The organism is Saccharopolyspora tripterygii (genome assembly GCF_054778355.1).
Genome location: NZ_BAAGZP010000027.1, coordinates 208230 through 231091, shown reverse-complemented (window position 1 = coordinate 231091; position 22862 = coordinate 208230). Strand labels below are relative to the sequence as shown.

At 66.5% G+C, this 22862-nt stretch carries 21 protein-coding genes and 1 tRNA gene; 9 read left to right on the top strand and 13 right to left on the bottom strand.

Annotated elements, in window-relative coordinates:
• Positions 1-11: 11 nt before the first annotated feature.
• From ACYVF3_RS20745 to ACYVF3_RS20725, 5 genes are read right to left on the bottom strand one after another with little or no spacing between them, the layout of a single operon-like run.
• Positions 12-2138, bottom strand: a complete 2127-nt coding sequence (locus ACYVF3_RS20745; RefSeq protein ID WP_461155882.1) for a cell division protein FtsK — start codon at positions 2136-2138, stop codon at positions 12-14.
• The gene (locus ACYVF3_RS20740) at positions 2135-2863 is read right to left on the bottom strand and encodes a hypothetical protein (RefSeq protein ID WP_461155881.1); all 729 of its coding nucleotides are present in this window, start codon (positions 2861-2863) and stop codon (positions 2135-2137) included. The genes ACYVF3_RS20745 and ACYVF3_RS20740 overlap by 4 nt, the downstream gene beginning before the upstream one ends.
• On the bottom strand, positions 2860-3189 hold the full coding sequence (locus ACYVF3_RS20735) for a hypothetical protein (protein ID WP_461155880.1): 330 nt from the start codon (positions 3187-3189) through the stop codon (positions 2860-2862). The genes ACYVF3_RS20740 and ACYVF3_RS20735 overlap by 4 nt, the downstream gene beginning before the upstream one ends.
• Entirely contained in the window at positions 3164-3547 is a 384-nt protein-coding gene (locus tag ACYVF3_RS20730; protein ID WP_461155879.1) for a WhiB family transcriptional regulator, read from the bottom strand. Before ACYVF3_RS20730 ends, ACYVF3_RS20735 begins: the two co-directional genes overlap by 26 nt.
• Positions 3544-3819 carry a helix-turn-helix domain-containing protein gene (locus tag ACYVF3_RS20725; protein ID WP_461155878.1) on the bottom strand — a complete coding sequence of 92 codons (276 nt, stop codon included), beginning with the start codon at positions 3817-3819 and terminating at the stop codon, positions 3544-3546. Before ACYVF3_RS20725 ends, ACYVF3_RS20730 begins: the two co-directional genes overlap by 4 nt.
• A gap of 173 nt (positions 3820-3992) precedes the next feature.
• Between ACYVF3_RS20725 and ACYVF3_RS20720 the strand changes: the two genes are divergently transcribed.
• Positions 3993-4376 (top strand): helix-turn-helix domain-containing protein, encoded by a 384-nt coding sequence (locus tag ACYVF3_RS20720; protein WP_461155877.1) that lies wholly within the window; start codon positions 3993-3995, stop codon positions 4374-4376.
• A 177-nt stretch (positions 4377-4553) separates the two neighbouring features.
• The gene (locus tag ACYVF3_RS20715; RefSeq protein ID WP_461156023.1) at positions 4554-5687 is read left to right on the top strand and encodes a tetratricopeptide repeat protein; all 1134 of its coding nucleotides are present in this window, start codon (positions 4554-4556) and stop codon (positions 5685-5687) included.
• On the opposite strand, the gene ACYVF3_RS20710 is transcribed toward ACYVF3_RS20715, so the two are convergent.
• Entirely contained in the window at positions 5634-6221 is a 588-nt protein-coding gene (locus ACYVF3_RS20710) for an NUDIX hydrolase (protein WP_461155876.1), read from the bottom strand. The genes ACYVF3_RS20715 and ACYVF3_RS20710 overlap by 54 nt on opposite strands.
• A gap of 291 nt (positions 6222-6512) precedes the next feature.
• Between ACYVF3_RS20710 and ACYVF3_RS20705 the strand changes: the two genes are divergently transcribed.
• Together ACYVF3_RS20705 and ACYVF3_RS20700 are read left to right on the top strand one after the other, a co-directional pair.
• A complete protein-coding gene (locus tag ACYVF3_RS20705) occupies positions 6513-7109 on the top strand; it encodes a hypothetical protein (RefSeq protein ID WP_461155875.1) in 597 nt (198 codons plus the stop codon).
• Positions 7106-8530 carry a hypothetical protein gene (locus ACYVF3_RS20700; RefSeq protein WP_461155874.1) on the top strand — a complete coding sequence of 475 codons (1425 nt, stop codon included), beginning with the start codon at positions 7106-7108 and terminating at the stop codon, positions 8528-8530. The genes ACYVF3_RS20705 and ACYVF3_RS20700 overlap by 4 nt, the downstream gene beginning before the upstream one ends.
• Positions 8531-8654: 124 nt before the next feature.
• On the opposite strand, the gene ACYVF3_RS20695 is transcribed toward ACYVF3_RS20700, so the two are convergent.
• The gene (locus tag ACYVF3_RS20695; RefSeq protein WP_461155873.1) at positions 8655-9911 is read right to left on the bottom strand and encodes a site-specific integrase; all 1257 of its coding nucleotides are present in this window, start codon (positions 9909-9911) and stop codon (positions 8655-8657) included.
• Between the two features lie 83 nt (positions 9912-9994).
• Positions 9995-10070, bottom strand: a tRNA-Leu gene (locus ACYVF3_RS20690).
• Between the two features lie 268 nt (positions 10071-10338).
• On the opposite strand from ACYVF3_RS20690, the gene ACYVF3_RS20685 reads away from it, so the two are divergent.
• Positions 10339-11643 carry an amino acid permease gene (locus tag ACYVF3_RS20685; RefSeq protein ID WP_461156022.1) on the top strand — a complete coding sequence of 435 codons (1305 nt, stop codon included), beginning with the start codon at positions 10339-10341 and terminating at the stop codon, positions 11641-11643.
• A gap of 119 nt (positions 11644-11762) precedes the next feature.
• Positions 11763-12374, top strand: coding sequence for an ANTAR domain-containing response regulator (locus ACYVF3_RS20680; protein WP_145741733.1), 612 nt, complete (start codon positions 11763-11765; stop codon positions 12372-12374).
• Positions 12375-12417: 43 nt separating this feature from the next.
• Here ACYVF3_RS20680 and ACYVF3_RS20675 read toward each other — a convergent pair whose 3' ends face one another.
• A complete protein-coding gene (locus tag ACYVF3_RS20675) occupies positions 12418-12831 on the bottom strand; it encodes a PaaI family thioesterase (RefSeq protein ID WP_461156021.1) in 414 nt (137 codons plus the stop codon).
• Between the two features lie 136 nt (positions 12832-12967).
• On the opposite strand from ACYVF3_RS20675, the gene polA reads away from it, so the two are divergent.
• Together polA and ACYVF3_RS20665 are read left to right on the top strand one after the other, a co-directional pair.
• The gene (gene polA / locus ACYVF3_RS20670) at positions 12968-15613 is read left to right on the top strand and encodes a DNA polymerase I (protein ID WP_461156020.1); all 2646 of its coding nucleotides are present in this window, start codon (positions 12968-12970) and stop codon (positions 15611-15613) included.
• 239 nt (positions 15614-15852) lie between these two features.
• Positions 15853-16242 (top strand): VOC family protein, encoded by a 390-nt coding sequence (locus ACYVF3_RS20665; RefSeq protein ID WP_461155872.1) that lies wholly within the window; start codon positions 15853-15855, stop codon positions 16240-16242.
• Between the two features lie 64 nt (positions 16243-16306).
• On the opposite strand, the gene ACYVF3_RS20660 is transcribed toward ACYVF3_RS20665, so the two are convergent.
• From ACYVF3_RS20660 to ACYVF3_RS20645, 4 genes are all read right to left on the bottom strand, one after another.
• On the bottom strand, positions 16307-18328 hold the full coding sequence (locus ACYVF3_RS20660) for a YhgE/Pip family protein (RefSeq protein WP_461155871.1): 2022 nt from the start codon (positions 18326-18328) through the stop codon (positions 16307-16309).
• A 16-nt stretch (positions 18329-18344) separates the two neighbouring features.
• On the bottom strand, positions 18345-18980 hold the full coding sequence (locus tag ACYVF3_RS20655) for an ATP-binding cassette domain-containing protein (protein ID WP_461155870.1): 636 nt from the start codon (positions 18978-18980) through the stop codon (positions 18345-18347).
• A 47-nt stretch (positions 18981-19027) separates the two neighbouring features.
• Positions 19028-19960 (bottom strand): GNAT family N-acetyltransferase, encoded by a 933-nt coding sequence (locus ACYVF3_RS20650; RefSeq protein WP_461155869.1) that lies wholly within the window; start codon positions 19958-19960, stop codon positions 19028-19030.
• 126 nt (positions 19961-20086) lie between these two features.
• On the bottom strand, positions 20087-20944 hold the full coding sequence (locus ACYVF3_RS20645; protein WP_461155868.1) for a class I SAM-dependent methyltransferase: 858 nt from the start codon (positions 20942-20944) through the stop codon (positions 20087-20089).
• A gap of 305 nt (positions 20945-21249) precedes the next feature.
• Between ACYVF3_RS20645 and rpsA the strand changes: the two genes are divergently transcribed.
• Positions 21250-22767, top strand: coding sequence for a 30S ribosomal protein S1 (gene rpsA, locus ACYVF3_RS20640; RefSeq protein WP_461155867.1), 1518 nt, complete (start codon positions 21250-21252; stop codon positions 22765-22767).
• The last annotated feature ends 95 nt before the right edge of the window (positions 22768-22862 follow it).

Here is a 22862-nt window from a genome sequence, read left to right as displayed (position 1 = left end):
TCATGGGACGCCTATTCGCCTTCCTTCTCCTGGGCCGTGTGGGCCTCGTCCACTGCTTCCCGGAGGTCCGCGGTGTAGTAGCCGCGGACCTGGCGCACGGTGCCGTCTTCGGATGCGACGCGGGCGCGTCTTGGTTGGCAGCCGAGCTCGCCCATCTGCCGGCCGAACAAGGTCGGTTCAGTGTCGAGTGCGTCGATGAGCTCGGCCGTCGGTACGAAATCGCGCCGGTCGATGTCGTCTCCCAGGTAGTCGACGACCGACGACAGGGGCTCTGGCAGTTCTGAGCGGTCGCCCGGAATCTCGGAGCCGCTGCCGAGTGCCTTGGCCACTGCCGCTGGGTCGACTGCCCGTTGCAGGTCATCACCAGCGGCATGGCCGGTCAACGTTCCGGCTGCCTCGCGCAGAGCTCTTCCGCGGCCGCAGATGGTTCGCCATTCCGGGTTCGGCATGAAGAACGTGCGGACCAACGTGGCGATGGTGTCCGCGCCGGTTTCGCTGTCCGGTCGCAAGATGCCGACCCCTTTGTGTCTCGGGAGCAGCGTCGAGGCATCAAAACCCCGGGTGTTCATCTGCTCGCCGAGCACGATGTTGGAATCACGCCAGTCCATGACCCGCAAGGCGAATCGCGAACCGAGCACCGCGCGCAGCCGGGACGGGATCGTGGTCGAGTCGGGGCGCTGGGTGGCGAGGATGACCACGATGCCAACGGCCGGACCTTTCCGCGTGAGGTACGTGAGCAGGTCAGCGATGTAGGCGCCGATCGTGCTCTTCTTGCCGCCGACGTCTTCGCGGGCAGGGTTCTCCAGGTAAACCTGCACCTCGTCGATGATCACACCCGTGATCGGCATGTCGAGGTCGGCGTCCCGGGAGATAGCAGGGGTGATCTTCGATTCCGGGCAGATGTCGTCGTCAAGCCTGGACATCCGCGCGTAGCGGGATTGGACTTCGGCCACCAGCTCCACGAGGTGATCGCGAACGGCCTCGACGTGCTCGATCTCGTCACCGCACACGAACCGGTGCGCGACGACCTCCGCAGCTTCCCAGTCCTTGCCTCCCTTGCCGTCGAAGACGTACAGCCTTGCGTGCGGGTCGAGGATCAGCCCTGCGGCGGGTAGCCGTGTCGAGAAGGTCTTGCCCTGCCGGGGAATCGCGCCGATCAGCAACGATGTCCACACAAGCTGTAGGTCGACCCGGCGGTTGCGAGCGTCGCGCCCGAACGGGATCGCTCGCCACGCGTCCCACCGCTCGACGTCGAGGAGCGGAAATCGCATCGGAGGCCCTGCGTACGGGTCGACGTCGGCGACCCACAGGAAGACGCGACCGGCGTGCCCTCCGCGGCCTCGAACCCGTTCGATGATGAGCTGCAGCTCGTCGACCGCGAGCGCTGATGCGAGCGCCTCCCGGTGCTTGATGACGTCTGCTGCCTTGCGCGTCGCCGGCAGGTCGACGGTGACCGCCCAGCCCGAGCCGTCGTGCGCAGCCCTTTCGACCAGGCGGAGGGACTCGTCCTTGCCGATCAGCTTGGCATCCCGGAACGCTTCGACGAGGACCTGCGGATCCATCGTCCAGGTCAGACTTCGGGGACCGGACAGCACGGGTTTCCGACCCGGTGATCCCTCCTTGCGGCGTCCGAAGACTGCCAACGTCGCGGCCACCACGCCACCCGCCGCCCACAGAGCTGGCGCGCCGTACAGGACGTATGCGACCACCACGACGGCGGCGGAAGCCAACGCGGCTGTACCGGTCACCTTCCACCGGAACAGGGTCAGCTCTCGTATCTCGATGAACTTGTCCGCGAGCTTCTCGGACTGCTCCGCGGCGTCCCGGTAGTCGTGAACCCGGACCCACTGCCGCCAAGTTCGCACTGCGGTGACCGTCCCGCGGCCCACGACGCTGACGAACCGCCACGGGAGGCGTACGACGAACAGGAGGAAATCTAGGAGGGCCTGCTTGGCGGCCTTCCGCAACTTCAGTGCGGCAGGCACGCGTGGTGAACGCTGCCACCAGTTCATGAACCGCTGCCATGGCGTCAGCTTCGGGACCGACGGCGCATCGTCCACGAGCTCGGCGTCGAAGATGGCGGACTCCACTTCGCTGGATGGCCGTGGCGCCGGGAGTGGCTCGCCCTGCTCCTTCATCGCGGATCACCGCCTTCGTCTACTTCGGATGCAAGCGCGGCGGCCAACCGCGACGAGAGTCCACGCGAGCAGCCAGTTGCCTCCCGAATCCACGAGGGCGACACGGTCACGTCTGAGCTCCACGCGCTCCGCGCCCGCTCCAGGTACTCCTCGAACGACGTCCGTCGCTTGACTTTTGCTGGGCGAACCGACCGCTCGTGGTTTTCGGTAGCGCTGTCGGGCGAGGCGGCCGCTGCGTTCGTGAACGCTGTTCGGACGGCCTCGCTGAGTTTGTCCCGCAGATCGGTCACGGCCTCGGCTGCGACGAACACGACCAGTGGAGGCACCGAGTGCAGAACCACCGAGTCGGCTTCGCCGGCCGCGTATGCGGCCCAGGTGTTCATGACGTACGTGGCCGCGAGCGTGAACCACTTCGCGGCACGTACCCAGCCACCGGTGCGGATGCCGTACCTCGCGGTGACCTGCTCGGCGCGCAGGATCGCCAAGAGCACCAGCGACACCATCGGGTCGAGCAGCCACGCCGCCAACCACACCAGTGACCACGGTGGCGAGTCAGCGGCGGCGAACTGCTGGACGTTGGTCATCGTGAAGGCCAGGCCGAGCAGGATGCCCGTCCAGCACAAGCGGTCGACCTGCTTGCGGACCTGTTCGACGTGCTCGGCCTCGGCCCGGGTGGGCGGCAGCTGCCGCCCACCCTTCGCCGGAGGTGGAACCTGCCCGATCATCGCCGCCGACTCCTTCGCCGCGGAGCGTCGAGCGTGGTGACGGTCAGAGCTCGAGTGAGCGTGTACGACGCCAGCAGCGCCGGCACCGCGAGCACCGAGAGCAGGAGCATCGTGTTGCCGGGATTGACTATTACGATCCACTGAACCCCGACGATGACCGCCGCCGTCAGCAGCACCCGCCCGGTGAGCGACATCAGCCGGACTCCAGCCCGCGTCGCCTCGGAAGCTCGGTGCGCAGCGCGCGCACTCGCGCGCCACATGGCGAACAAGGCGACGACGATACCCAGGCCGATCAGCACTTCAACGGGTGTCAGTTGCACCATCATCGCCGGTCACCTCCTCGTTGCTAGTTGGTCCATGCTGTCGATGCGCCAACCAGTTCGGGTAGAGCACTCGTCGGTCCTGATCGGACATTGCTCCCCACACGCCGAGCGTTCGTCCGCCGTGCAAACGGAAGTCGAGCTCCAGGCATGCGTCCTGGACGGTGCAGCCCGAGCACAGATCGGCCGCGAGCTGCCGATCGGGGTTTGCGCCGTTGGCTTCCGGCGGTTCCTCGCCTGTCGTGATCTGCATGCACCTGCCGTCGCGCACGACGACCTCGGCGAGTACGTCGGTCGGGACGTGCCGCAAGCGATCCAGCTGTGCGGCGATGCGCTGGAGACGTTCGATGTCGAGGTGGTTCATCGCGCACCGCCCGTCAGCCGAGCGATCTCCTGAGCGGTGCGGTGCTCGGCGGCCATCTGGGCGACGTCAACGCAACCGCCCGAGGTGCTGGCCTCGTTGGCGAGTTTGTCCACCGCTGCGGCGGGGACGACGTAGCGGGTGCGGACCCGAACTGCGGGGAACGCACCTTCGCGGATGGCTCGGTAGAGGGTCGAGGGATTGCATCGCATGATCTGGGCGGCTTCACGGACCGTGTAGAAGGTCGGCCGCGCGTTTTCAGCGCTGGTGTTCATGGCGGTTTGCCCTTCGATTGAAGAGAAAGGAATTGTTTCAGCGCGCAATGTCGCTAATTTCAGCGGTCGATTGCGCGGATCGGTCGAAACCCGGCGATTTGTGGGCCGGGTCGGTCTTTCGGATTCGCTATTGCGCGCTAATCTCGGCGCTGAGGCGGAGCGCGGAGGAATACGTGACGGAAGACTGGGCTGCGGTCGCGCGCGCGATCAATCAGCGCACGAGCGAGCTGGGCATGCGTCAGCGGGAGCTGTCGCGGCGCTCGCACGTGTCGCAGGCGACGGTGCGCGAGTTGCAGCGCAACACGGTGCACCGACGCCGCAGCGCGCGAACTTTGGAAGCGCTGTCGCTCGCGCTCGGCTGGCACCCGGAACATCTGTTGGCAGTGCTGGAAGGGCGTGAGCCGCCCCTGGCCGGCGAGCCGGTGTTCAAAGAGGACGACGTGCCCTCCAGGCTCTCGGCCATCGAGCGTCAGCTCGGCCAGATCACCCGCCAACTCGACGAGATGAACGCCCGACTGCGCGCTGGAACCGGCAGTGACGGCGAGCGGGCGGGGTAGCCGGCTCTGGTCCTCGACGGCCCGCTGCAGTGGCGGGCTGGTGGTTGCGTTCGTGCTGCGCATGCCACCAAGAAACGGCATCCGCAGAAGTTTTTGCAGATGGCGCGGGTTAACCGCGAATCCATTAACTGCAATTAACTTCGCAGGTCAGAACCGTTATTCAAGGTGGGGGCGGTGATGGAGGAGAAGCGACTTCAGGCGGTCCGCAAACAGCTCGGCTACTCGGCTGAGGCTGTCGTTCGCATGCTTCTCAATCGCGCCGATGCCCTCGGCGTACCGGTGATGACGGCGGCGAGCCTGAAGACGAAGCTCTCCCGCTGGGAGAACGGGCACGAAGCCGTCAGCGAGACCTATCAGCGACTGTTCCGCGACATCTACGGCCGCACCAACGAAGAACTCGGCTTTCCGCCAGAGATCGAGGACTGCGACGCTGCGGAGCTGCGGTCGAGGCTGGCGATGGCGAAAACCGTGGATGCTGACACGGTCGAGGTCTTCCTGCGGCAGATCAACGATGCGAGGCACGTCGACCGCCGCTTCGGCGGAATCACACTGCTCGACCAGCTCCGCAGCACCATCAAGCAGGTCGAAGGCCTGCTCAGCTACAACACCATTGGCAGGCAACGGGAAAGGCTCGCCGGTGCGCTCACCGAGGCGTCCACATTGGCGGGCTGGGAAGCACTGGACCGGAACGCCCTCGGCCAGGCGTGGGAGCACTACGAACGCGCAAAATCAGCGGCCCGCGAGGCGATGGCTCCGGCTCTCCTGGCACACGCCGCGGCGGAGCAGGCGTTCGTCCTGATCGACGTCGGCGAGACCGCCTCGGCGGTCGAGCAGCTCGCGTACGCCCGTGAGATCGCGGAGGCGTCGGCACCACCGCTGCTGCGAGCGTGGCTGTCCGCGGCTCACGGAGAGGGACTGGCCGCAGTTGGCGACCGCGACGGTGCATTACGGGCGTTCGACGTGGCAGATGCGTTGTTGCCATCCGAGTCGGTCGATGCCGCGCTGCCGTTCCTTTTCCTGGGTGGCTCGCACCTCGACCGCTGGCGCGGCAACGCTCTGAGTAAGCTCGGTGAACCCGAGGCGATCGACCAGCTCGTTGAAGCGCTTCCTCGAGTGCCAGCGCAGTTCGTGCGGGCGCGAACAGGCCTGCTTGTCGACCTGGCGCTAGCGTTTGCAGCGGCTGGAGACCGCGACGCCGCGCTTGACCACTCCAGGCAAGCGCGGCGTCTTGCTTCTCAGATCAAGTCAGATCGACACCTACGCCGTCTCAGCGGGCTGATCTTGCCCGGTTCCACCGAGGGTGTTGCGTGAAGCGAGGAAGTACAGCAGCGCCACCAGGGTTCCCGACCCGAGCAGCTCCTGCCGCTGCGCCAGCTCGGTAACCCGAGATAGCGGAACCCACTCGACCTGGCCGACTTCCTCCGTGTCGGTCGGATCGCCGATGTGCTTCGCCCCACGCCACAAGTAGACGTCCACCGGGGCGGTGACCTGTCCAGGCAGAGGCTCGAAGGTCACCAGGTGCTGAGCCTCGCCGACTGGCTCCCAACCGCTCTCCTCAGCGGCTTCGCGAGCGGCGGTTCCAGCTGAGTCGTCACCGTCGTCGACCAAGCCACCAAGCAGCTCGTAACCCCACTGGTGGGTTGGGAACCGGTAGCGCCACAGCATCAGCGCTCGGTCCTGCTCGTCCACGATCAGAGCAATCGCGATCCGAGCCAGGTGAACGACGTGGTACTCCCACCGCTCACCGTTCGGCGCCTCCACGTCAGCCAGCCCCAACCGCACCCACCGGTTGTCATAGACCAGCCGCTCCCCGTACGTCTTCCAAGCTCCGCGCTCATCACTCACGTCAGCAGCGTACGGGGGAGGCGGTTGAGAAGCATTAGGCGCTGATCTGCGACTTTGCATAGGCGCAAGGCAGCCTTGGCGCCCCAGCAAGTTGGGTTAGAGCTGTTTTGCGTCGCACGTCGTTTCTGCGGCAGGTGGGGTAATGGCGTTGCCCTAAGTGTCGGTATGACATTCTGCTGGAAACTGCCAGCTTGCGCGGGCTGGTTATGAGGTAGTTTTGGCTACGCCAAACGCGTGATCTTCGGGTCGAACATCCACTTGTACTGCTTAAATGCATCTACCTTATATGGTATGTCCGGCGAGAGACTGCATGAAATCGGTCGAGAAGGGGCCGCGCGCGCCAAAGAGTGGCTCGAGGCGACCACAAGAGTCGACGCCCACTGGGTGAATCCTGACCGTTGGGCAATTCCAAAGCTTACTTTTAGCTGGAGTAATGGCCACGGCAGTTTTTCTTATGATCTGGGTGGAGTCCTTCGTGGAGGTGAGTTTCACCAGCAAGAGTTTCTTGCCGAGGTAAAGTACTACTCCACTGCAGGGGATCAGTCTGAATTGTATTCGGAGTACCTCGCAAAGTGCTATCGGGCGTACATGACGCGCCCAGATCGATGCGACAACTTTATGTGGATTACGTGGCATCCATTCCTAACTTCTCGCTGGAAGAACCTGTGTTCAGAAAGCGAGGTAGTTGATGCCGTTATAAGGCATCGCCACAGAGCCTTAGGGGTTGATAGCGAGGACGATGCCAAAGAGGTCATTCGTTGGGGGGACTGCAAAGAAGTCTCGTCCCGACTTTGGCTGATTGTTCTTTGTGATCGTCAGGAGAGCCTGGTTATTTCGCGCGAGCATCGCGCCCTCGTCCGTTCGCACGATATCAAGGGGGAGAAGTGAGCACTCCTCTTCGTGGAAGTTTCTATGCGGCCATTACTTCCGCTCTCGAGTTGGACTCCCCGCGTGAAGCTGTGACGCGCGTAAAGCAAGTTGTTATTCAAGAACTTGAAAAACTTGATCGCGGTGCGCAGATCCGAAACACGGAATACTTCAATCACACCTACGTACCAGATCTGGTCTTGCAGTGGCCTCGCGATAACAACCGTGAGCGCCATGTGTATCTGCGTTTTGCTGAGAGTGCTGAATATCTAGCTGACGGACTGAAGAACATCGACGTGGAAAATCCGCTGATCTTTGGTCTTGATCCCGCACGCGGTAGCGAAGGTTCTCTTAGGAGGCTGGAAAATGCGGCCTTCGAGAGGCAAGCATTGGTTACAGACTCCCAAGCTCTTGAATCGTTTATCAGCGGGCGCGAAGAGGACCCTGTTGTCGGTCTTGCTTCAAATGCGGTTACCCAAGGTGGGCGAGGCCTTTTAGATCTTGACCGATCAACTGCTGTTAGTGATGCCATTTCGCACGGGTTCAAAGGAGCGAAGCTGCTTTCTCAGCAGGAGACGCGGACTGCGACGGATATCATTCCACAATTTCTGGATAGCCGACAGTCGTCGCGTCTTATCCGATTCTTGCATGCCGTTTGGCTGGGGAGTGGAGGTACGACAAAGGAGTTTCCTGGCGCGTCCGACCTCTCGGGTGAACTCAGCGATGAGGCGCTTGAATTTCTTCTAAAGTTTGAGAGTATAGAAGATTTGGAATTCTGGCGCCGCGTCGGCAGGAAAGTCACTGTCGGGCAGTTGGCCAGACTTCGCATTGACGAAGGCGAAGACAATTTGGGCCGAATAATTCAGGCAAATATGGATGTTCTCTGGGCAAGGGCATGCATGGTTATAGCTGACGAGCAGCCAGCATTGGATGAGCCTGACGTGCCCTTCGCATGGCGAACCGAAAACAATCTGCTTGCGCTTAGGGGGAGGGACTTCACTGCTTATATCGCCGAACAGGCTGAAAGTATCAAGAAGCATAGATCGGAAAGGAGTGAAGGGGTTCCCGTCGCCACGCTTATCCAACGTGCGCAAGAAGTAGTGCTGAGTTCGCTCCGTCTAGTTGATCGGAAAGACAGTCTATCTTTTGACTCGAAGAACGTGATCCGCGACAGGCGATTGCCGGAACTTGCTAATAGGTTTTCCCCGCGTGCTCGAGTGGAGCACGCGCAAGCGCCATTGTCGTCGCGTGCGAGTCTGAATATCGACTTTTTAGAGAGCACTGCCATTGGCGCGACTAAGAGCAAGCCCTCTCTTGGAGAGATACTGACGGCCGCAGTCCAAACATTGCAAGATCTTACATCTGAAGATAGAGGCACTTTGAAATCAATGCTCACGCCCCCGGAGGAATTTGGTGGTGAGCAATTGAAGTTCTTTGATTAAAGGGCGCCTAAGGTGAACAATGGGCATTCCGTTGTAAGTGCGTGTCGGTGCGGAATGTCGCGACTGCGTGTAGGAGTCCGAGGAATTTATCCTTGCAATGTGAAATTGTGGCACCGGCAGTGCCCTATGGCCGGTTCCTCCTCGGCATGCGGCTCCCCAAGATCTCGGCTGCTTTGCGGTCAGATGCTGCGACCCATGCCGCATAGACGCGGAGTGTGGTGGCGCCGCCTCCGCCGTGGCCGAGGCGGCCCGAGACCGTGGGGAGGTCGATGCCTGCGGTGAGGAGTTCGGTGGCGGAGTAGTGGCGTAGAGCGTGGAGGTGGGTTTTGATGTCCAGCCGGTCGGCCATGTCTTTGTAGCGCTGGGTTATGGCGTTGGGGGAATAGGGCTGGGTGTGGTCGGGGTGTTGGGTGCCGGCGAACACGTAGAGGTCGTCGGTGAACTTGGCGCCTAGGTCCCGGACTCGGTCGGCGACGCGGTCGCGGTGTTCGCGGAGCAAGGTGACGGTTTCCGAGTCGAGGGCGATGCGGCGGTTCTGATGGGTCTTGGTGTCCTTCTCCTTGCCGCGGACCCAGTTGCGGCGGAGGTCGATGACTTCCTCGTCGAGGTCGACTCGGGAGAAGCGCAGGCCGACCAGTTCTCCGCGGCGCATGCCGGTGGTCATGACGAGCCAGATGAGCGTGCCCCAGTCTTCGTCCATCCGGAACGCTTCCTCGGACAGTCGCGCTGCCTCGGCGGGAGTGGGCGGGTCAGGCTCCGGGCGTTTCTGGCGCGGTTTCCGTGCGACGCGGGCTGGGTTGGAGCTGATCCAGTCCCAGCGTTCGGCGGCGTCGAGGGTGCCGCTGATGATCGCGTGGATCTGGCGGACCGTTGACGCGGCCATCGGTTTGCACGCGTGTGGGCGGCATTCCTCGGCGACGCAGTCGTGCTCGCCGGGCTTCTTGTGCTTCTCGATGTAGGGCTTGCCGTCGCAGCGAGCGCGGCAGCGTCGGAGTTCGGTGTAGAAGCCCTCGAGCATCCTCGCGGAAAGCTTGTTCACCGCAGTCTCGCCGAGGGCCGGCTTGATCGAGCGGTCGATGTAGCCGCTGTAGGTGTGCCGTGTGCTGTCCTCGATCTCGCCGGTGCGCATCCACTCGTCCAGCGCGAAGGACAGGCTCACCGTTGACGGGGTGGAGCGCTGGCTGTCGACCTGTGCCAGCAGCTTGGTGAGTGCCTTCTCGGCGCGCTTGTAAGCGGCCTTGTCCGTGCCGTTGATCGTCTCGCGGAGGTAAGTGCGGCGCCCGGTCACGGGATCGTTGCCGGCGAAGACGACTACCCGGAGCGTCTTGCCGCGCTCCTCGATGCGGCCGCGCTGACGTTCATCGGGGTGCGAACGACTCATGACCTTGAGTGTACTCGCACCCAAGGCCGCACCCAGGATCATTTCCATGATCCACATATTCGCTTGTTTTGCCTGGTGAAGGCTGGTGCCCCCGGTGCGATTCGAACGCACACTGGACGGATTTTGAGTCCGCTGCCTCTGCCGTTGGGCTACGGGGGCTGGTCTTGTCGTCAGCATACGGGACGGCCGATCAGGGGCTTCCGGGGAGGGTCTTCGGCGGGTCGTGGCTGGTCAGGGGGTTGCCTTTGGTTGATCGGGATCTGTTGGCTCTGGGGTCTGGTGATCGCGATCACGGGGGTTTAGGTTCGCGGGGTCGTGCAGTGTGTGGCTGGTCGAACGCGCGGAGGCCGTGTTGGTCGATGAGAGAACTCAGGTGGAGCCGACGCCGTCGGGGCTGCGGCAGAGCCTGAAGAACCGGCATCTGCAGATGATCGCGCTCGGCGGGATCATCGGGGCGAGCCTGTTCATCGGCAGCGGTGCGGTGATCTCGACCGTCGGGCCGGCAGCCGTGGTGTCCTACGCGATCGGCGGCCTGATCGTCGTCCTGGTCATGCGGATGCTCGGCGAGATGGCCACCGCGGCACCCACTTTGGGCTCCTTCATGGAGTACGCGCGGACGTCGCTGGGGGAGTGGGCGGGATTCACCCTCGGCTGGCTGTACTGGTACTACTGGGTCGGCGTGGTGGCCTTCGAGGCCGTCGCCGGGGCGGAGCTGATCAACCCGCTGCTCCCGATGGTGCCGCAGTGGGTGATCTCGCTGGTGCTCATGATGGTGCTGACGGGCACCAACCTCGTGTCGGTGCGCTCGTTCGGCGAGACCGAGTTCTGGCTGGCCTCCATCAAGGTCATCACGATCGTGATCTTCCTGGTGTGCGGGGCCTTGTTCGTGTTCGGGCTGTGGCCCGGGGCCGAGATGTCGGTGAGCAACATCGGCAAGGACGGCTTCTTCGCGCACGGCGGCTTCTCCGTCCTGCACGGCGTGGTGATCGTGATCTTCTCCTACTTCGGAACCGAGATCGTCACCATCGTCTCCGCGGAGTCCGACGAGCCGGAGCGCTCGGTGGCCAAGGCGACCAAGGCCGTGGTGTGGCGGGTGCTGATGTTCTACGTGGGATCCGTGGCGCTGCTGGTGATGATCACGCCGTGGGACCAGATCCCGACCGAGGGGAGTCCGTACGCGGCGGCGTTCACCCGGTTCGGGCTCCCGGCCGCCGAGGTGGTCGTGGACGTCGTGGTGTTCACCGCGGTGATCTCCGTGCTCAACTCCGGCCTCTACACGGCTTCCCGGATGCTGTTCGCCCTGCAGCGGCGTTCGTTCGCCCCCTCGTGGGTGCGCGACCTCAACGGTCGCGGCGTGCCGTGGAAGGCGATCCTGCTGTCCACACTGGTCGGTTACGTCGCCGTCGCGGCGAGCTACGTCGCTCCGGACACGATCTTCTACTTCATCATCAACAGCGCCGGGGCGGTGGCGCTGTTCATCTACGGCATGATCGCGCTCTCGCAACTGCGGATGCGCCGCCGCCTGGAGCTCGAAGCGCCGGAGTCGCTGAAGCTGAAGATGTGGCTGTTCCCGTACCTCACGTGGATCACGCTCGCGCTGATCGCCACCGTGATCATCACCATGGCCTTCGTCCCGGACATCCGGTCGCAGCTCGTGCTGAGCCTCATCAGCGTCGCCGCGATCCTGCTGATCTACCTCGTGTTCGTGCGCCGCAAGGCCTCGAAGGCGTGAGTGCGGGGATGTCGCAATGGTCACGCCGCCTCGTAACCTCGGCGTCAAGTCACTACCGGTAAGCTGCGGTTTCCGATGCAAACCGCATCGGCGGACCCGAGTTCTACTGGAGGATCCCGGTGACGACGCCGGCTGCCGAGGACACACGCGAGGCCAAGCCCGTCGAACGTCGCGTACTCGTGGCCGAGGACGAGGCGTTGATCAGGCTTGACCTGGTGGAGATGCTCCGAGAAGAGGGCTACCAGGTCGTCGGCGAGGCTGGTGACGGACAGGAAGCCGTTCGGCTCGCCGAGGAACTCCGACCCGATCTGGTGATCCTGGACATCAAGATGCCGAAGATGGACGGCATCGAGGCCGCTTCCAACATCGCTGGGGACCGGATCGCGCCGGTGGTCATCCTGACCGCCTTCAGCCAGCGCGATCTGGTGGAGCGGGCGCGCGACGCCGGGGCCATGGCCTACCTGGTCAAGCCCTTCGCCAAGCGCGACCTGGTGCCGGCCATCGAGCTGGCGGTGTCCCGGTTCACCGAGGTGCAGGCGCTGGAGTCCGAGGTCAACGATCTCAACGAGCGGCTTGAGGCGCGCAAGACCATCGAGAAGGCCAAGGGCCTGCTCATGAGCAAGCACAACCTCTCCGAACCCGAGTCCTTCCGCTGGCTGCAGCGAACCGCGATGGATCGCCGCACCACGATGAAGGCGGTCGCCCAGGCGGTTCTGGAGAACCTGTCCTGACCGACGTGGACGAAGGCGGGGTGCTCACGGGCACCCCGCTTTTTCACGCCTTGTCGCGGATCGAACAGGTGAGGCGGGCCGAGCAGGTGCGGCGCCCCTGCTCGTCGGTGATCTCCACGTCGTAGGTCGCGGTCGTGCGCCCCTGGTGCAGCCGCGAGCTCACCGCGGTGACCAGGCCCTCGGTGGCCGGGCGGTGGTGGGTGCAGATCAGCTCCAGGCCCAGCGCGATGCGGTCGGGGCCTGCACCCAGCGCGGCCGCGATCGAGCCGACCTGCTCGGCGAGCACCGCATTGGCGCCCCCGTGCAGCAGGCCGTAGGGCTGGCGGTTGCCCGCCACCGGCATGGTCGCGACCACTCGATCGGGCGTGTATTCGACGATCTCGATGCCCATCCGGGAGCTGAGCTGTTGCTCGCCGGAGTTCACCGTCTTGATCAACTCCGCGAACTCGCTGGTCACGGCCTCGTCATGGGTGGAATCGGGCACCGTCGGTCCTCCCCGTCGCCTGCGGTACTGGCTGTCAGAGCTTCAGCCTAAACTCGCGGCCGTGACGCATTCCGAGGACCGACGCCTGCTGTTGATCGATGGCCACTCGATGGCCTACCGCGCTTTCTACGCCCTGCCGAAGGAGAACTTCCAGACGGCGACGGGGCAGCACACCAACGCGGTGTACGGGTTCACCTCGATGCTGATCAACCTGCTGCGCGATGAGCAGCCCACCCACCTCGCGGTCGCCTTCGACGTGTCCCGCAAGACCTTCCGCAGCGAGACCTTCACCGAGTACAAGGCCAACCGCAGCGCCAGCCCCGACGAGTTCAAGGGCCAGGTCAGCCTCATCCAGGACATCCTGGGTGCGCTGAACATCCCGGTGCTGAGCAAGGACAACTACGAGGCCGACGACGTCATCGCCACGCTGACCACCCAGGCCACCGGCGGCGGCTTCAAGGTCGCCATCTGCACCGGCGACCGCGACGCGCTGCAGCTGGTCACCGACGCCGTCACCGTGCTGTACCCGACCAAGGGCGTCTCCGAGCTGACCCGGTTCACGCCCGAGGCCGTGGAGGCCAAGTACGGGCTCACGCCCGAGCAGTACCCCGACTTCGCGGCGTTGCGCGGCGACCCGTCGGACAACCTGCCCAAGATCCCGGGGGTGGGGGAGAAGACCGTCACCAAGTGGATCCAGCAGTACGGCTCGCTCGCCGGTCTCGTGGACCGGGTCGACGAGGTCAAGGGCAAGGCGGGCGACAACCTGCGCGAGCACCTGTCCTCGGTGCTGCTCAACCGGCAGCTCACCGAGCTGGTCCGCGACGTCGAGCTGGAGGCCGGGCCGGACGAGCTGGAGGTCCGCGCCTGGGACCGCGACGCGGTGCACCGGCTGTTCGACGACCTGGAGTTCCGGGTGCTGCGCGACCGCCTGTTCGCCACGCTCTCCAGCGCCGAACCCGAGGTCGAAGAGGGCTTCGAGATCACCGGCGGCGTCGTCCAGCCCGGCGAGCTGGCGTCCTGGCTCGGCGAGCACGCGCGCGGCGGCAACCGCGTCGGTCTGTCGTTCACCGGCACCTGGGCGCGCGGTCACGGCGACCTGACCGGTCTCGCGCTGGCCACCGCCGACGGGGCGGGCGCGTTCGTCGATGTCACCTCCCTGACCGGTGAGGACGAGCAGGCGCTGGCCTCCTGGCTGGCCGACGCGGCGCTGCCCAAGGCCGCCCACGACGTGAAGGGCCCGCTGCACGCCGTCCGCGACCGCGGCTGGACCCTCGCCGGGCTCACCAGCGACACCGCGCTGGCCGCCTACCTGGTGCGCCCCGGTCAGCGCTCGTTCGAGCTGCCCGACCTGGTCGTGCGCTACCTGCAGCGCGAGCTGCGCGCCGACAGCGGTGCCGACGACGGCCAGCTGTCGCTGCTGGAGGACGAGGCGGAGAGCAAGGAGAAGGCCGCCGCGGGCGAGCTGCTGCGGGCTCGTGCCGTCGCCGAGCTCGCGGACGCGCTGGACACCGAGCTGGCCGGCATCGACAGCACGACGCTGCTCACCGACCTCGAACTGCCGCTGCTGCTGGTGCTCGCCGAGCTCGAAGGCGCGGGCATCGCGGTGGACGCCGAGCAGCTCGCCGAGCTGGGCGAGCGCTTCGCGGCGCGGGTCAAGCAGGCCGCGCAGGAGGCCTACGCCGTCATCGGCAAGGAAATCAACCTCGGTTCGCCGAAGCAGCTGCAGGTGGTGCTGTTCGACGAGCTGAACATGCCGAAGACCAAGCGCACCAAGACCGGTTACACCACCGACGCCGAGGCGCTGCAGACGCTGTTCGAGAAGACCGAGCACCCGTTCCTGCAGCACATGCTGGAACACCGCGACGCCACCCGGCTCAAGACCACAGTGGAGGGTCTGGCGAAGTCCATCGCGGACGACGGCCGGATCCACACCACCTTCAACCAGACGATCGCCGCCACCGGCCGGTTGTCGTCGACCGAACCGAACCTGCAGAACATCCCGATCCGCACCGAAGAGGGCCGCCGCATCCGCGAGGTGTTCGTCGTCGGCGGTGAGTACACCGAGCTGATGACCGCCGACTACAGCCAGATCGAGATGCGCATCATGGCGCACCTGTCCGGCGACGAGGGGCTCATCGAGGCGTTCAACACCGGTGAGGACCTGCACAACTACGTGGCCTCGCAGGCCTTCGACGTGCCGATCGGCGAGGTCGACCAGGAGCTGCGCCGGCGGGTCAAGGCGATGTCCTACGGCTTGGCCTACGGGCTGTCGGCCTACGGGCTGGCGCAGCAGCTGCGCATCTCCGCCGAGGACGCCAAGGCGCAGATGGACGCCTACTTCGCCCGCTTCGGCCGGGTGCGCGACTACCTGCGCGAGGTCGTCGACCAGGCCCGCAAGGACGGCTACACCTCGACGATCATGGGTCGCCGCCGCTACCTGCCGGACCTGCTCAGCGACAACCGCCAGCGCCGCGAGATGGCCGAGCGCATGGCGCTCAACGCCCCGATCCAGGGCAGCGCGGCCGACATCATCAAGGTCGCCATGCTCGGCGTGCACTCCGCGATCTCCTCAGAAGGGCTGCGCTCGCGGACCCTGCTGCAGGTGCACGACGAACTGATCATCGAGGTCGCCGACGGCGAGCGGGACGTGGTGGAGAAGCTGGTCCGCGAGCAGATGGGCTCGGCGTACCCGCTGGACGTGCCGCTGGAGGTCTCGGTGGGCTTCGGCCGGTCGTGGGATTCCGCCGCGCACTGATCGAAGGTGATTTCGACTCGATCACGGAACGTTCATTTCGGGGTTGCCCGGCGGTCGGGGTGTTGTGCAATGGCGGACATCACCGCCGGTGGGCCCCGAGAGCGGGTGCCGAACACCGGTGCGGATAACCTGCGCTACACGCTCCGGCCGGGATCGGCTGCTGCGGCGTTGTGGCCGGCGGGGCGTCACCAGGGCGCGGTGCACCCCGAACGCGAACCGCGCCGACCCCGAGGAGGAGCATGATCAGCATCGACCGAGTCGACCACCTGGTCCTCACCGTCGCCGATGTGGACACGGCGGTCGAGTTCTACCGGAACGTCCTCGGCATGGAGCCGGTGGAGTTCCCCGGTGGGCGGCGAGCCGTGCGCTTCGGTCAGCAGACCATCAAGCTGCACGCGGCGTCCGAGCTGGTCGAACCGACCGCCACGCACCCGGTCCCGGGCTCGGCGAACCTGTGCTTCATCACCAGCCAGGCTCTGGCCGACGTGCAGGAGCACCTGCGAGGTAACGAGATCCGCATCGAGGAGGGCCCGGTCGGCCGCACCGGCTCCCAGGGCCCGATCACCTCGATGTACCTGCGCGATCCCGACGGCAACCTCATCGAGATCGCCCGCTACGACGACGAGTGACCGTCTCTACGCCGAACGCGAGAACGCCCCGGAGCTTCGCGGCTCCGGGGCGTTCGTCGTTCTGCTACAGGGACAGTTCCGGCTTGAGCCGGCTCGGCGTCCAGACCCGCTGGCGCCAGGCCGCGATCGTGGTGAGCAGCAGAGCCGCGACGAGGTAGCAGACCAGGACGGCCACCGCCTGCACGACCGAGCCTTCCGCGCCGCCGTAGATGAGGTGGCGCAAGCCGGTCACCACGTAGCCCAGCGGGAGCACCTGGTGCAGCGGGTGCAGCGGTTCGGGGATGGTCTGCCACGGGAACGTGCCGCCCGCCGTGACCAGCTGCAGGACCAGGATCACCAGCGCGATGAACTTGCCCTTCGGGCCGAAGGCCGCGTTCAGCGAGTGCACCACCGCGGTGAAGGCGAACGAGGTCAGGATCAGGAATCCGAGCGTCGACCAGGGGTGCGCCGGGTGCACGCCGATGGCGAACACGACCACGACGTGCAGCAGGACCGCCTGCACCAGCCCCACCAGCGCGGCGGGCAGCCAGCCGCCCAGCGCGACCCGCCACGGGGCGACACCGGCGGCGAGCGCGCGGTTGGACATCGGCCGCATCAGCAGGAACAGCACGAACCCGCCGACCCACAGGGCCAGCCCCATGAAGTAGGGCGCCAGCCCGGCGCCGTAGGTGTCGGCCTTGACCTGCGCCTGGGTGTCGACGGCGACCGGGTCGCCGATGGTGTCGGCGGTGGCCTGCCGGGTCTTGTCGTCCGGGTTGGGGATGTCGCCCGCGCCCTTGCCGAGCTCGCCGGCCAGCGTGTTCGAGCCGTCGGCGAGCTGGCCGGAGCCGTCGTGCAGCTGCTTGGCGCCGCCGACGAGCTGGTCGGCGCCGTCGGCGAGCCTGCTGGTGCCCGACAGCGCCTGCTGCTGGCCGTCGCGCAGCTGCACCGCGCCGTCGTCGACCTGCCCGGCGCCGCTGGTGAGCTGCTGGATTCCGCTGCTCAGCTGCGGGGTGGCGTTGGCCAGCGCGCGGTTGCCGTCGGCGACCTGGCGGGCGCCGTCGGAGAGCATGTTGATCTGCCCGACCTGCGTCTGCAGCTTGTCGTTGGCGTCGGTGGCCGGGCTGCCCAGCTGGTCCAGCCCGTCGACGATCCGCTGCACGGTGGCCTCGTCGACGCCGGCTTGGCGCAGCTGCGCGGCGGTTTTCGCCTTGGTCTGCTCAAGGTTGTCGACGACGCTCTGGGCGGCGTTGCCGACGACGTCGGCCTTCTGCGCGAGCTGCTCGTTGCCCTGGGCGACCTTCTCGGCGCCGTCGGCCAGTTTCGCGGTCTGCTCGGGCAGCTGGGCGGTGGAGGACTGCAGTGCCTGCAGGCCGGTGTGCAGCTGCCCGGTTCCGTCGGCGAGCCGGTCGGCTCCGGAGGCCAGCTGCTGCTGCCCGGACAGCAGCTGGTGCGCGCCGTCGGACAGCTGAGCGCCGCCCTGCTCGGCCTGGCCGAGCCCGTCGCGCAGCCGTCCGGCACCGTCGGCGAGCCGGCCCGCGCCGTTGGCGGCTTCGACGGTCTTGTCGTGGACCGTGGAGAAGCCCAGCAGGAACTGCTCGGCGGCGGTCGACCCGGCGTTGGCCGCCACGCCCTTGCGGACCTCGCCTGCCAGCTTGTCGGCGATGGTGCCCACGAGGTAGTTGTTCGCGTCGTTGGTGACCAGCTGCAGCTTGGCCTGCCGCGGTTCGAAGTCGGCGGGGGAGACCAGAGCACCGGAGAAGTCACGGGGGACCACGAGGGCGAAGGTGTAGTCGCCGTTGGCCACGCCCTCCTGGGCGTGCTTGAGGTCGGTGCGCGTCCAGGAGAAGGTGCCGGAGTCCAGCAGCTCGTCGTAGACGTCCTCGCCGGCTCGGAGCGGCTGGCCGTCGTCCTTCTGGGCGCCGGTGTCGTCGATGACGACCGCCGCGGGAACCGAGTCCAGCTTCCCGTAGGGGTCCCAGTTGGCGTAGATGTACATCGCGCCGTAGAGCAGCGGTACCAGGGTGACCGCGAGCAGCGCGAGCTTGGGCAGCTTGCCCGAGGTGAGTCGTCGCAATTCCGTTGCGGCGAGCCGGAAAGTAGTCATCACGGACCTTCAGGTATCAACCGGCCGAAGTGGACGTCTGGTTCTCGTCCGCGCCGATGCGGACGGCGGGCGCGCCGAGCTCGTCGGCGGAATGAGTGGAGCAGAGGACGACGACGGCCATGCCGGCCTCGGCGCGGGCGGTGGCCGCGGCGTACCAGTGCCGCGGGTCGTGGCCGTGCCGGTCGGGGCAGTCCAGCACCAGCGCGCGGGTGGTGCGGGACTCGCAGGCGAGGTCGATCAGCAGCGCGGTGCGCTGGTGCGCGGTGAGGTGCTCGAAGCGCACGTCGCCGGGCAGTTCGCGTTCGGCCAGCCAGTCGCGGACCCTGCGGCGGGTCGATCGGCGCTGGGCGAGCGAAAGCCCTTCGGCGACGACGCTTTTGACCTGAAGCGCGTCGTCGGGTTCGGTGATCTGCGGCGCGTCGACGACCGCGACGGCGCGCCGCAGCGCGTCGGTGCTCGCCGAGCCGTCCAGCCGGACGCTCCCGCTGCTGGGCTTGAGCCGTCCGGACAGGGCGAGCGCGAGCGCGGTCTTGCCCGTTCCGGCTTCGCCGGTGACCAGCAGTGTTTGCCCGTCGGTGACGCGCAGCGAAGTCGGGGCCAGCAGCGGCCCGTGCGCGCCGATGACTTCGACGCCGGTGGCGACGATTTCCACGCCTTCTCCTCGATCTTCGGAACCTGCCGCGCGAACCCTGGTCGGGGTCAGCGCAGCGCGGTGGCGGGGCGCATCTCCCACATCGTCCACAGTGGCCGGTACCCCTGCCGGGGCCAGAACACCGAGGAGAGCGGGTTGGGAGGGTTGTAGTACAGGAAGCTGCCTGCGGCTCCCCGGCGCACGAACTCGTTGTGCGCCACCGCCATCAGCTGTTGGCCGACGCCGGTCCCGCGCGCCTTCTCGTGCACGGACACGCAGTTGACGTACGCCCACGATCCGGGGCGCAGCCGGTAAGCCCGCGGGGGCTTGCCGGTGTCGATCCAGCCGCATTCCGCGACCGCGACGGGAGTGCCGTCCTGCTCCGCGAGCCACACCGGATCGTCGGAGTGCAGGCGCACTCGAGCGGCGGTCCGCTTCAGCTGCGCGGCATCGGAGCGGTACGTGGCGGTTCCGACGAGGGCGGCGTATTCGAGCTCGGCGAGCGTGAGCTCGACGACGGCGTCCAGGTCGGCCGGTCCGGCGCGACGCACTATTACGGTACCAGATAGTTCCGTATCTGCGACCGGGGTGGGTGATCGCACCGCGAGCACCGACAGCGGCAGGAACCCGTGATCCAGCAACGCCCTCGTGGCCTGCACGTCCCGGCTCGGCCAGACCACCATCGCCGACGAGTTCGGCCCGGGGTCCTCCCGCGCGCCCAGCCACGCGCGCCACGCGTCCAGCAGCGAGTCCATCCCGGTGCGCGGGTGCTCGCCGACGATCGGGAACAGCTCGAACGCCTCGCTCGCCTGCCACAGCCCGCGCGCCGAACCCTCCGCGTTCGTCGTGCGGGTCACCAGCCCGGCCACTGCGTGCCCGTCGGGGGTGCGCGCCGCGACCGGTTCCGCGTCCGAAGGCACGAACTGGTCCTGCGGCAGCTGCGGGTCGAGGGCGGCGAACCGCGCGAATTGGGCCATCATCAAATCCTGCGCGGTCCCCACCCCGGGCTCCTCACCTCTGCGGCCCGCGCATCGGCAGCGCAGGCGTGAACCTTGGTCGAACGACGTCCGTCACCCGATCACCCGGCTCCGCGGCCGCGCCGCTGGAGGGGTCCAGCCGTGCAGCCATCAATCGAGCGTGCAGACGAAGATCGCCGTACCGGGGAACAGCCTGCCGCGGAGCGGGCTCCACTGCCCCCAGATCTGAGTGTGCCCGCTCGGCCACTCCGGTTCGATCAGATCGGTCAACCGCATCCCGGCGCCCGCGAGCTCCCGCACGAAGTCGCCCAGCGTGCGGTGGTGCTCGACGTAGGTCGCGCGATCGTCGCCGTCGATCTCCAGGTAGGGGGTGCGGTCGAAGTAGGAGTTCGTGGCGGTCAGTCCGGTCGGTCCGGGATCGTCCGGGAACACCCACCGCATCGGATGCGTGACGGCGAACACCCAACTCCCGCCGGGTCGCACGACCCGGGCCACCTCGCGGAACGCCGCGCCCACGTCGGCCACGAACGGGATGCCGCCGAACGCGGAGCAGGCCAGGTCGAAGCTGCCGGTGGCGAAGGGCAGCTGATCGGCGCTCGCCTGGACCAGCGGAACCGGCGTGCCGCTGCGCCGGGAGGCGTCCCTCGCGTGCTGCAGCATCCCGCCCGAGATGTCCAGGCCGACCGCCTCGGCACCCTGCCGGACCAGCCAGCGCGCGCACGACGCCGCACCGCAGCCGACCTCCAGGACCTTCTTCCCGCGCACGTCGCCGAGCAGGCCGGCGTTCTCCTCGCGCAGGCCCTCAGGGCACCACACGAAGTCGTCATCGCCCAGGAAACCGCCGTGCTCGGCCTGGTAGTCGTCGGCGTCGGCGTCCCACCACAGCCGGTTCGCCGAACGCGACTCGGAGGCGTCCACGCCGCGCTTGCGCACACCGACCGTCCCCAGCAGCTGCTCCGCCGAGCTATGGTGGGAGCTGGCGTTTTCCGGCTCGTCGGGACTTGTCATGGATTCCCCCGGGACTGGTCGTCGTGGTTCGGACGTTAAGGGATTGTGTCTCGCGTCCGAAGCCCGTCTGCCGTCCAGGGGTACCGCGGTTTGCCCGGCGATCGAGAAAGCGCGTACGATACCGCCCGCGCCGTGGGTCTTTTTCTCATCGGCTTCCGCGCCCCGGTTCGCACCGGGTGGCGAAGGTCGATCGGCAAAGCGGAATCCGCAGGTCCGGCTACTGGTCGGGCTTGACGGAACCGGCCACGACGCGGAACAAACGTAGAACCAACGACCAGCCTATCCGTACCGGAGCAACCCACCTGATGTCCACCGACACCACCACCGTCCCGACTGCAGCCGCCACCAAGCCGCAGGTCGCAGTGAACGACGTCGGGACGGAGGAGGACTTCCTCGCCGCCGTCGACCAGACCATCAAGTACTTCAACGATGGGGACATTGTTGAGGGCACCATCGTCAAGGTCGACCGTGACGAGGTGCTGCTTGACATCGGCTACAAGACCGAGGGCGTCATCCCGTCCCGGGAACTGTCGATCAAGCACGACGTCGACCCCGCCGAGGTCGTCACCGTTGGTGACTTCGTCGAGGCCCTCGTTCTCCAGAAGGAGGACAAGGAAGGCCGACTGATCCTCTCCAAGAAGCGCGCCCAGTACGAGCGTGCCTGGGGCACCATCGAGGAGCTCAAGGAGAAGGACGAGCCCGTCAAGGGCACGGTCATCGAGGTCGTCAAGGGCGGCCTCATCCTCGACATCGGCCTGCGCGGCTTCCTGCCGGCCTCCCTCGTCGAGATGCGCCGCGTCCGCGACCTCCAGCCCTACGTCGGCCGCGAGCTCGAAGCCAAGATCATCGAGCTGGACAAGAACCGCAACAACGTGGTCCTGTCCCGTCGCGCCTGGCTGGAGCAGACCCAGTCCGAGGTCCGCAGCGAGTTCCTCAACCAGCTGCAGAAGGGCCAGGTCCGCAAGGGCGTCGTGTCCTCCATCGTCAACTTCGGTGCGTTCGTCGACCTCGGTGGAGTCGACGGTCTGGTGCACGTCTCCGAGCTGTCCTGGAAGCACATCGACCACCCGTCCGAGGTCGTCGAGGTCGGCCAGGAGGTCACGGTCGAGGTCCTGGACGTCGACATGGACCGCGAGCGCGTCTCCCTGTCGCTGAAGGCGACCCAGGAAGACCCGTGGCGTCAGTTCGCCCGCACCCACGCGATCGGCCAGATCGTGCCGGGCAAGGTCACCAAGCTGGTGCCGTTCGGTGCGTTCGTCCGCGTCGACGAGGGCATCGAGGGCCTGGTCCACATCTCCGAGCTGGCCGAGCGCCACGTGGAGATCCCGGAGCAGGTCGTCCAGGTCGGCGACGAGGTGATGATCAAGGTCATCGACATCGACCTCGAGCGTCGCCGGATCTCCCTGTCGCTGAAGCAGGCGAACGAGGGCTTCAGCCCCGACTCGGAGTTCGACCCGACCCAGTACGGCATGGCTGCCGAGTACGACAACGAAGGCAACTACATCTACCCCGAGGGCTTCGACCCGGAGACCGCGGAGTGGCAGGAAGGCTTCGACACGCAGCGCGAGGAGTGGGAGCGCCAGTACGCCGAGGCGCACACCCGCTTCGAGAAGCACATCGCGCAGATCACCAAGGCTCGCCAGGCCGACGCCGAGGCCGCGGCTGCCGCGGCCGTCGGTGGCGGCGAGGAGCAGCCGGCTCCGACCGGTGGCGGCAACTACTCCTCGGCCTCGTCGTCGAACGACGAGCAGCAGGACAGCGGCTCGCTCGCGAGCGACGCCCAGCTGGCCGCCCTGCGCGAGAAGCTCTCCGGTGGTGCGTGAGCACTCACGCCTGAAGGCTGAGGTCTGAAACGGCCCCGCATCCCTCGTGGATGCGGGGCCGCTTCGCGTCCGGGGCGGTCCTGGTCCGAGCCGTC

What these genes read in the sequence shown, in the direction of transcription:
- ACYVF3_RS20745 (WP_461155882.1), bottom strand. Translation starts at nt 2,138, where the DNA reads ATGAAGGAGCAGGGCGAGCCACTCCCGGCGCCACGGCCATCCAGCGAA.
- ACYVF3_RS20740 (WP_461155881.1), bottom strand. Translation starts at nt 2,863, where the DNA reads ATGATCGGGCAGGTTCCACCTCCGGCGAAGGGTGGGCGGCAGCTGCCG.
- ACYVF3_RS20735 (WP_461155880.1), bottom strand. Translation starts at nt 3,189, where the DNA reads ATGATGGTGCAACTGACACCCGTTGAAGTGCTGATCGGCCTGGGTATC.
- ACYVF3_RS20730 (WP_461155879.1), bottom strand. Translation starts at nt 3,547, where the DNA reads ATGAACCACCTCGACATCGAACGTCTCCAGCGCATCGCCGCACAGCTG.
- ACYVF3_RS20725 (WP_461155878.1), bottom strand. Translation starts at nt 3,819, where the DNA reads ATGAACACCAGCGCTGAAAACGCGCGGCCGACCTTCTACACGGTCCGT.
- ACYVF3_RS20715 (WP_461156023.1), top strand. Translation starts at nt 4,554, where the DNA reads ATGGAGGAGAAGCGACTTCAGGCGGTCCGCAAACAGCTCGGCTACTCG.
- ACYVF3_RS20705 (WP_461155875.1), top strand. Translation starts at nt 6,513, where the DNA reads ATGTCCGGCGAGAGACTGCATGAAATCGGTCGAGAAGGGGCCGCGCGC.
- ACYVF3_RS20695 (WP_461155873.1), bottom strand. Translation starts at nt 9,911, where the DNA reads ATGAGTCGTTCGCACCCCGATGAACGTCAGCGCGGCCGCATCGAGGAG.
- ACYVF3_RS20685 (WP_461156022.1), top strand. Translation starts at nt 10,339, where the DNA reads ATGATCGCGCTCGGCGGGATCATCGGGGCGAGCCTGTTCATCGGCAGC.
- polA (WP_461156020.1), top strand. Translation starts at nt 12,968, where the DNA reads ATGGCCTACCGCGCTTTCTACGCCCTGCCGAAGGAGAACTTCCAGACG.
- ACYVF3_RS20665 (WP_461155872.1), top strand. Translation starts at nt 15,853, where the DNA reads ATGATCAGCATCGACCGAGTCGACCACCTGGTCCTCACCGTCGCCGAT.
- ACYVF3_RS20660 (WP_461155871.1), bottom strand. Translation starts at nt 18,328, where the DNA reads ATGACTACTTTCCGGCTCGCCGCAACGGAATTGCGACGACTCACCTCG.
- ACYVF3_RS20645 (WP_461155868.1), bottom strand. Translation starts at nt 20,944, where the DNA reads ATGACAAGTCCCGACGAGCCGGAAAACGCCAGCTCCCACCATAGCTCG.
- rpsA (WP_461155867.1), top strand. Translation starts at nt 21,250, where the DNA reads ATGTCCACCGACACCACCACCGTCCCGACTGCAGCCGCCACCAAGCCG.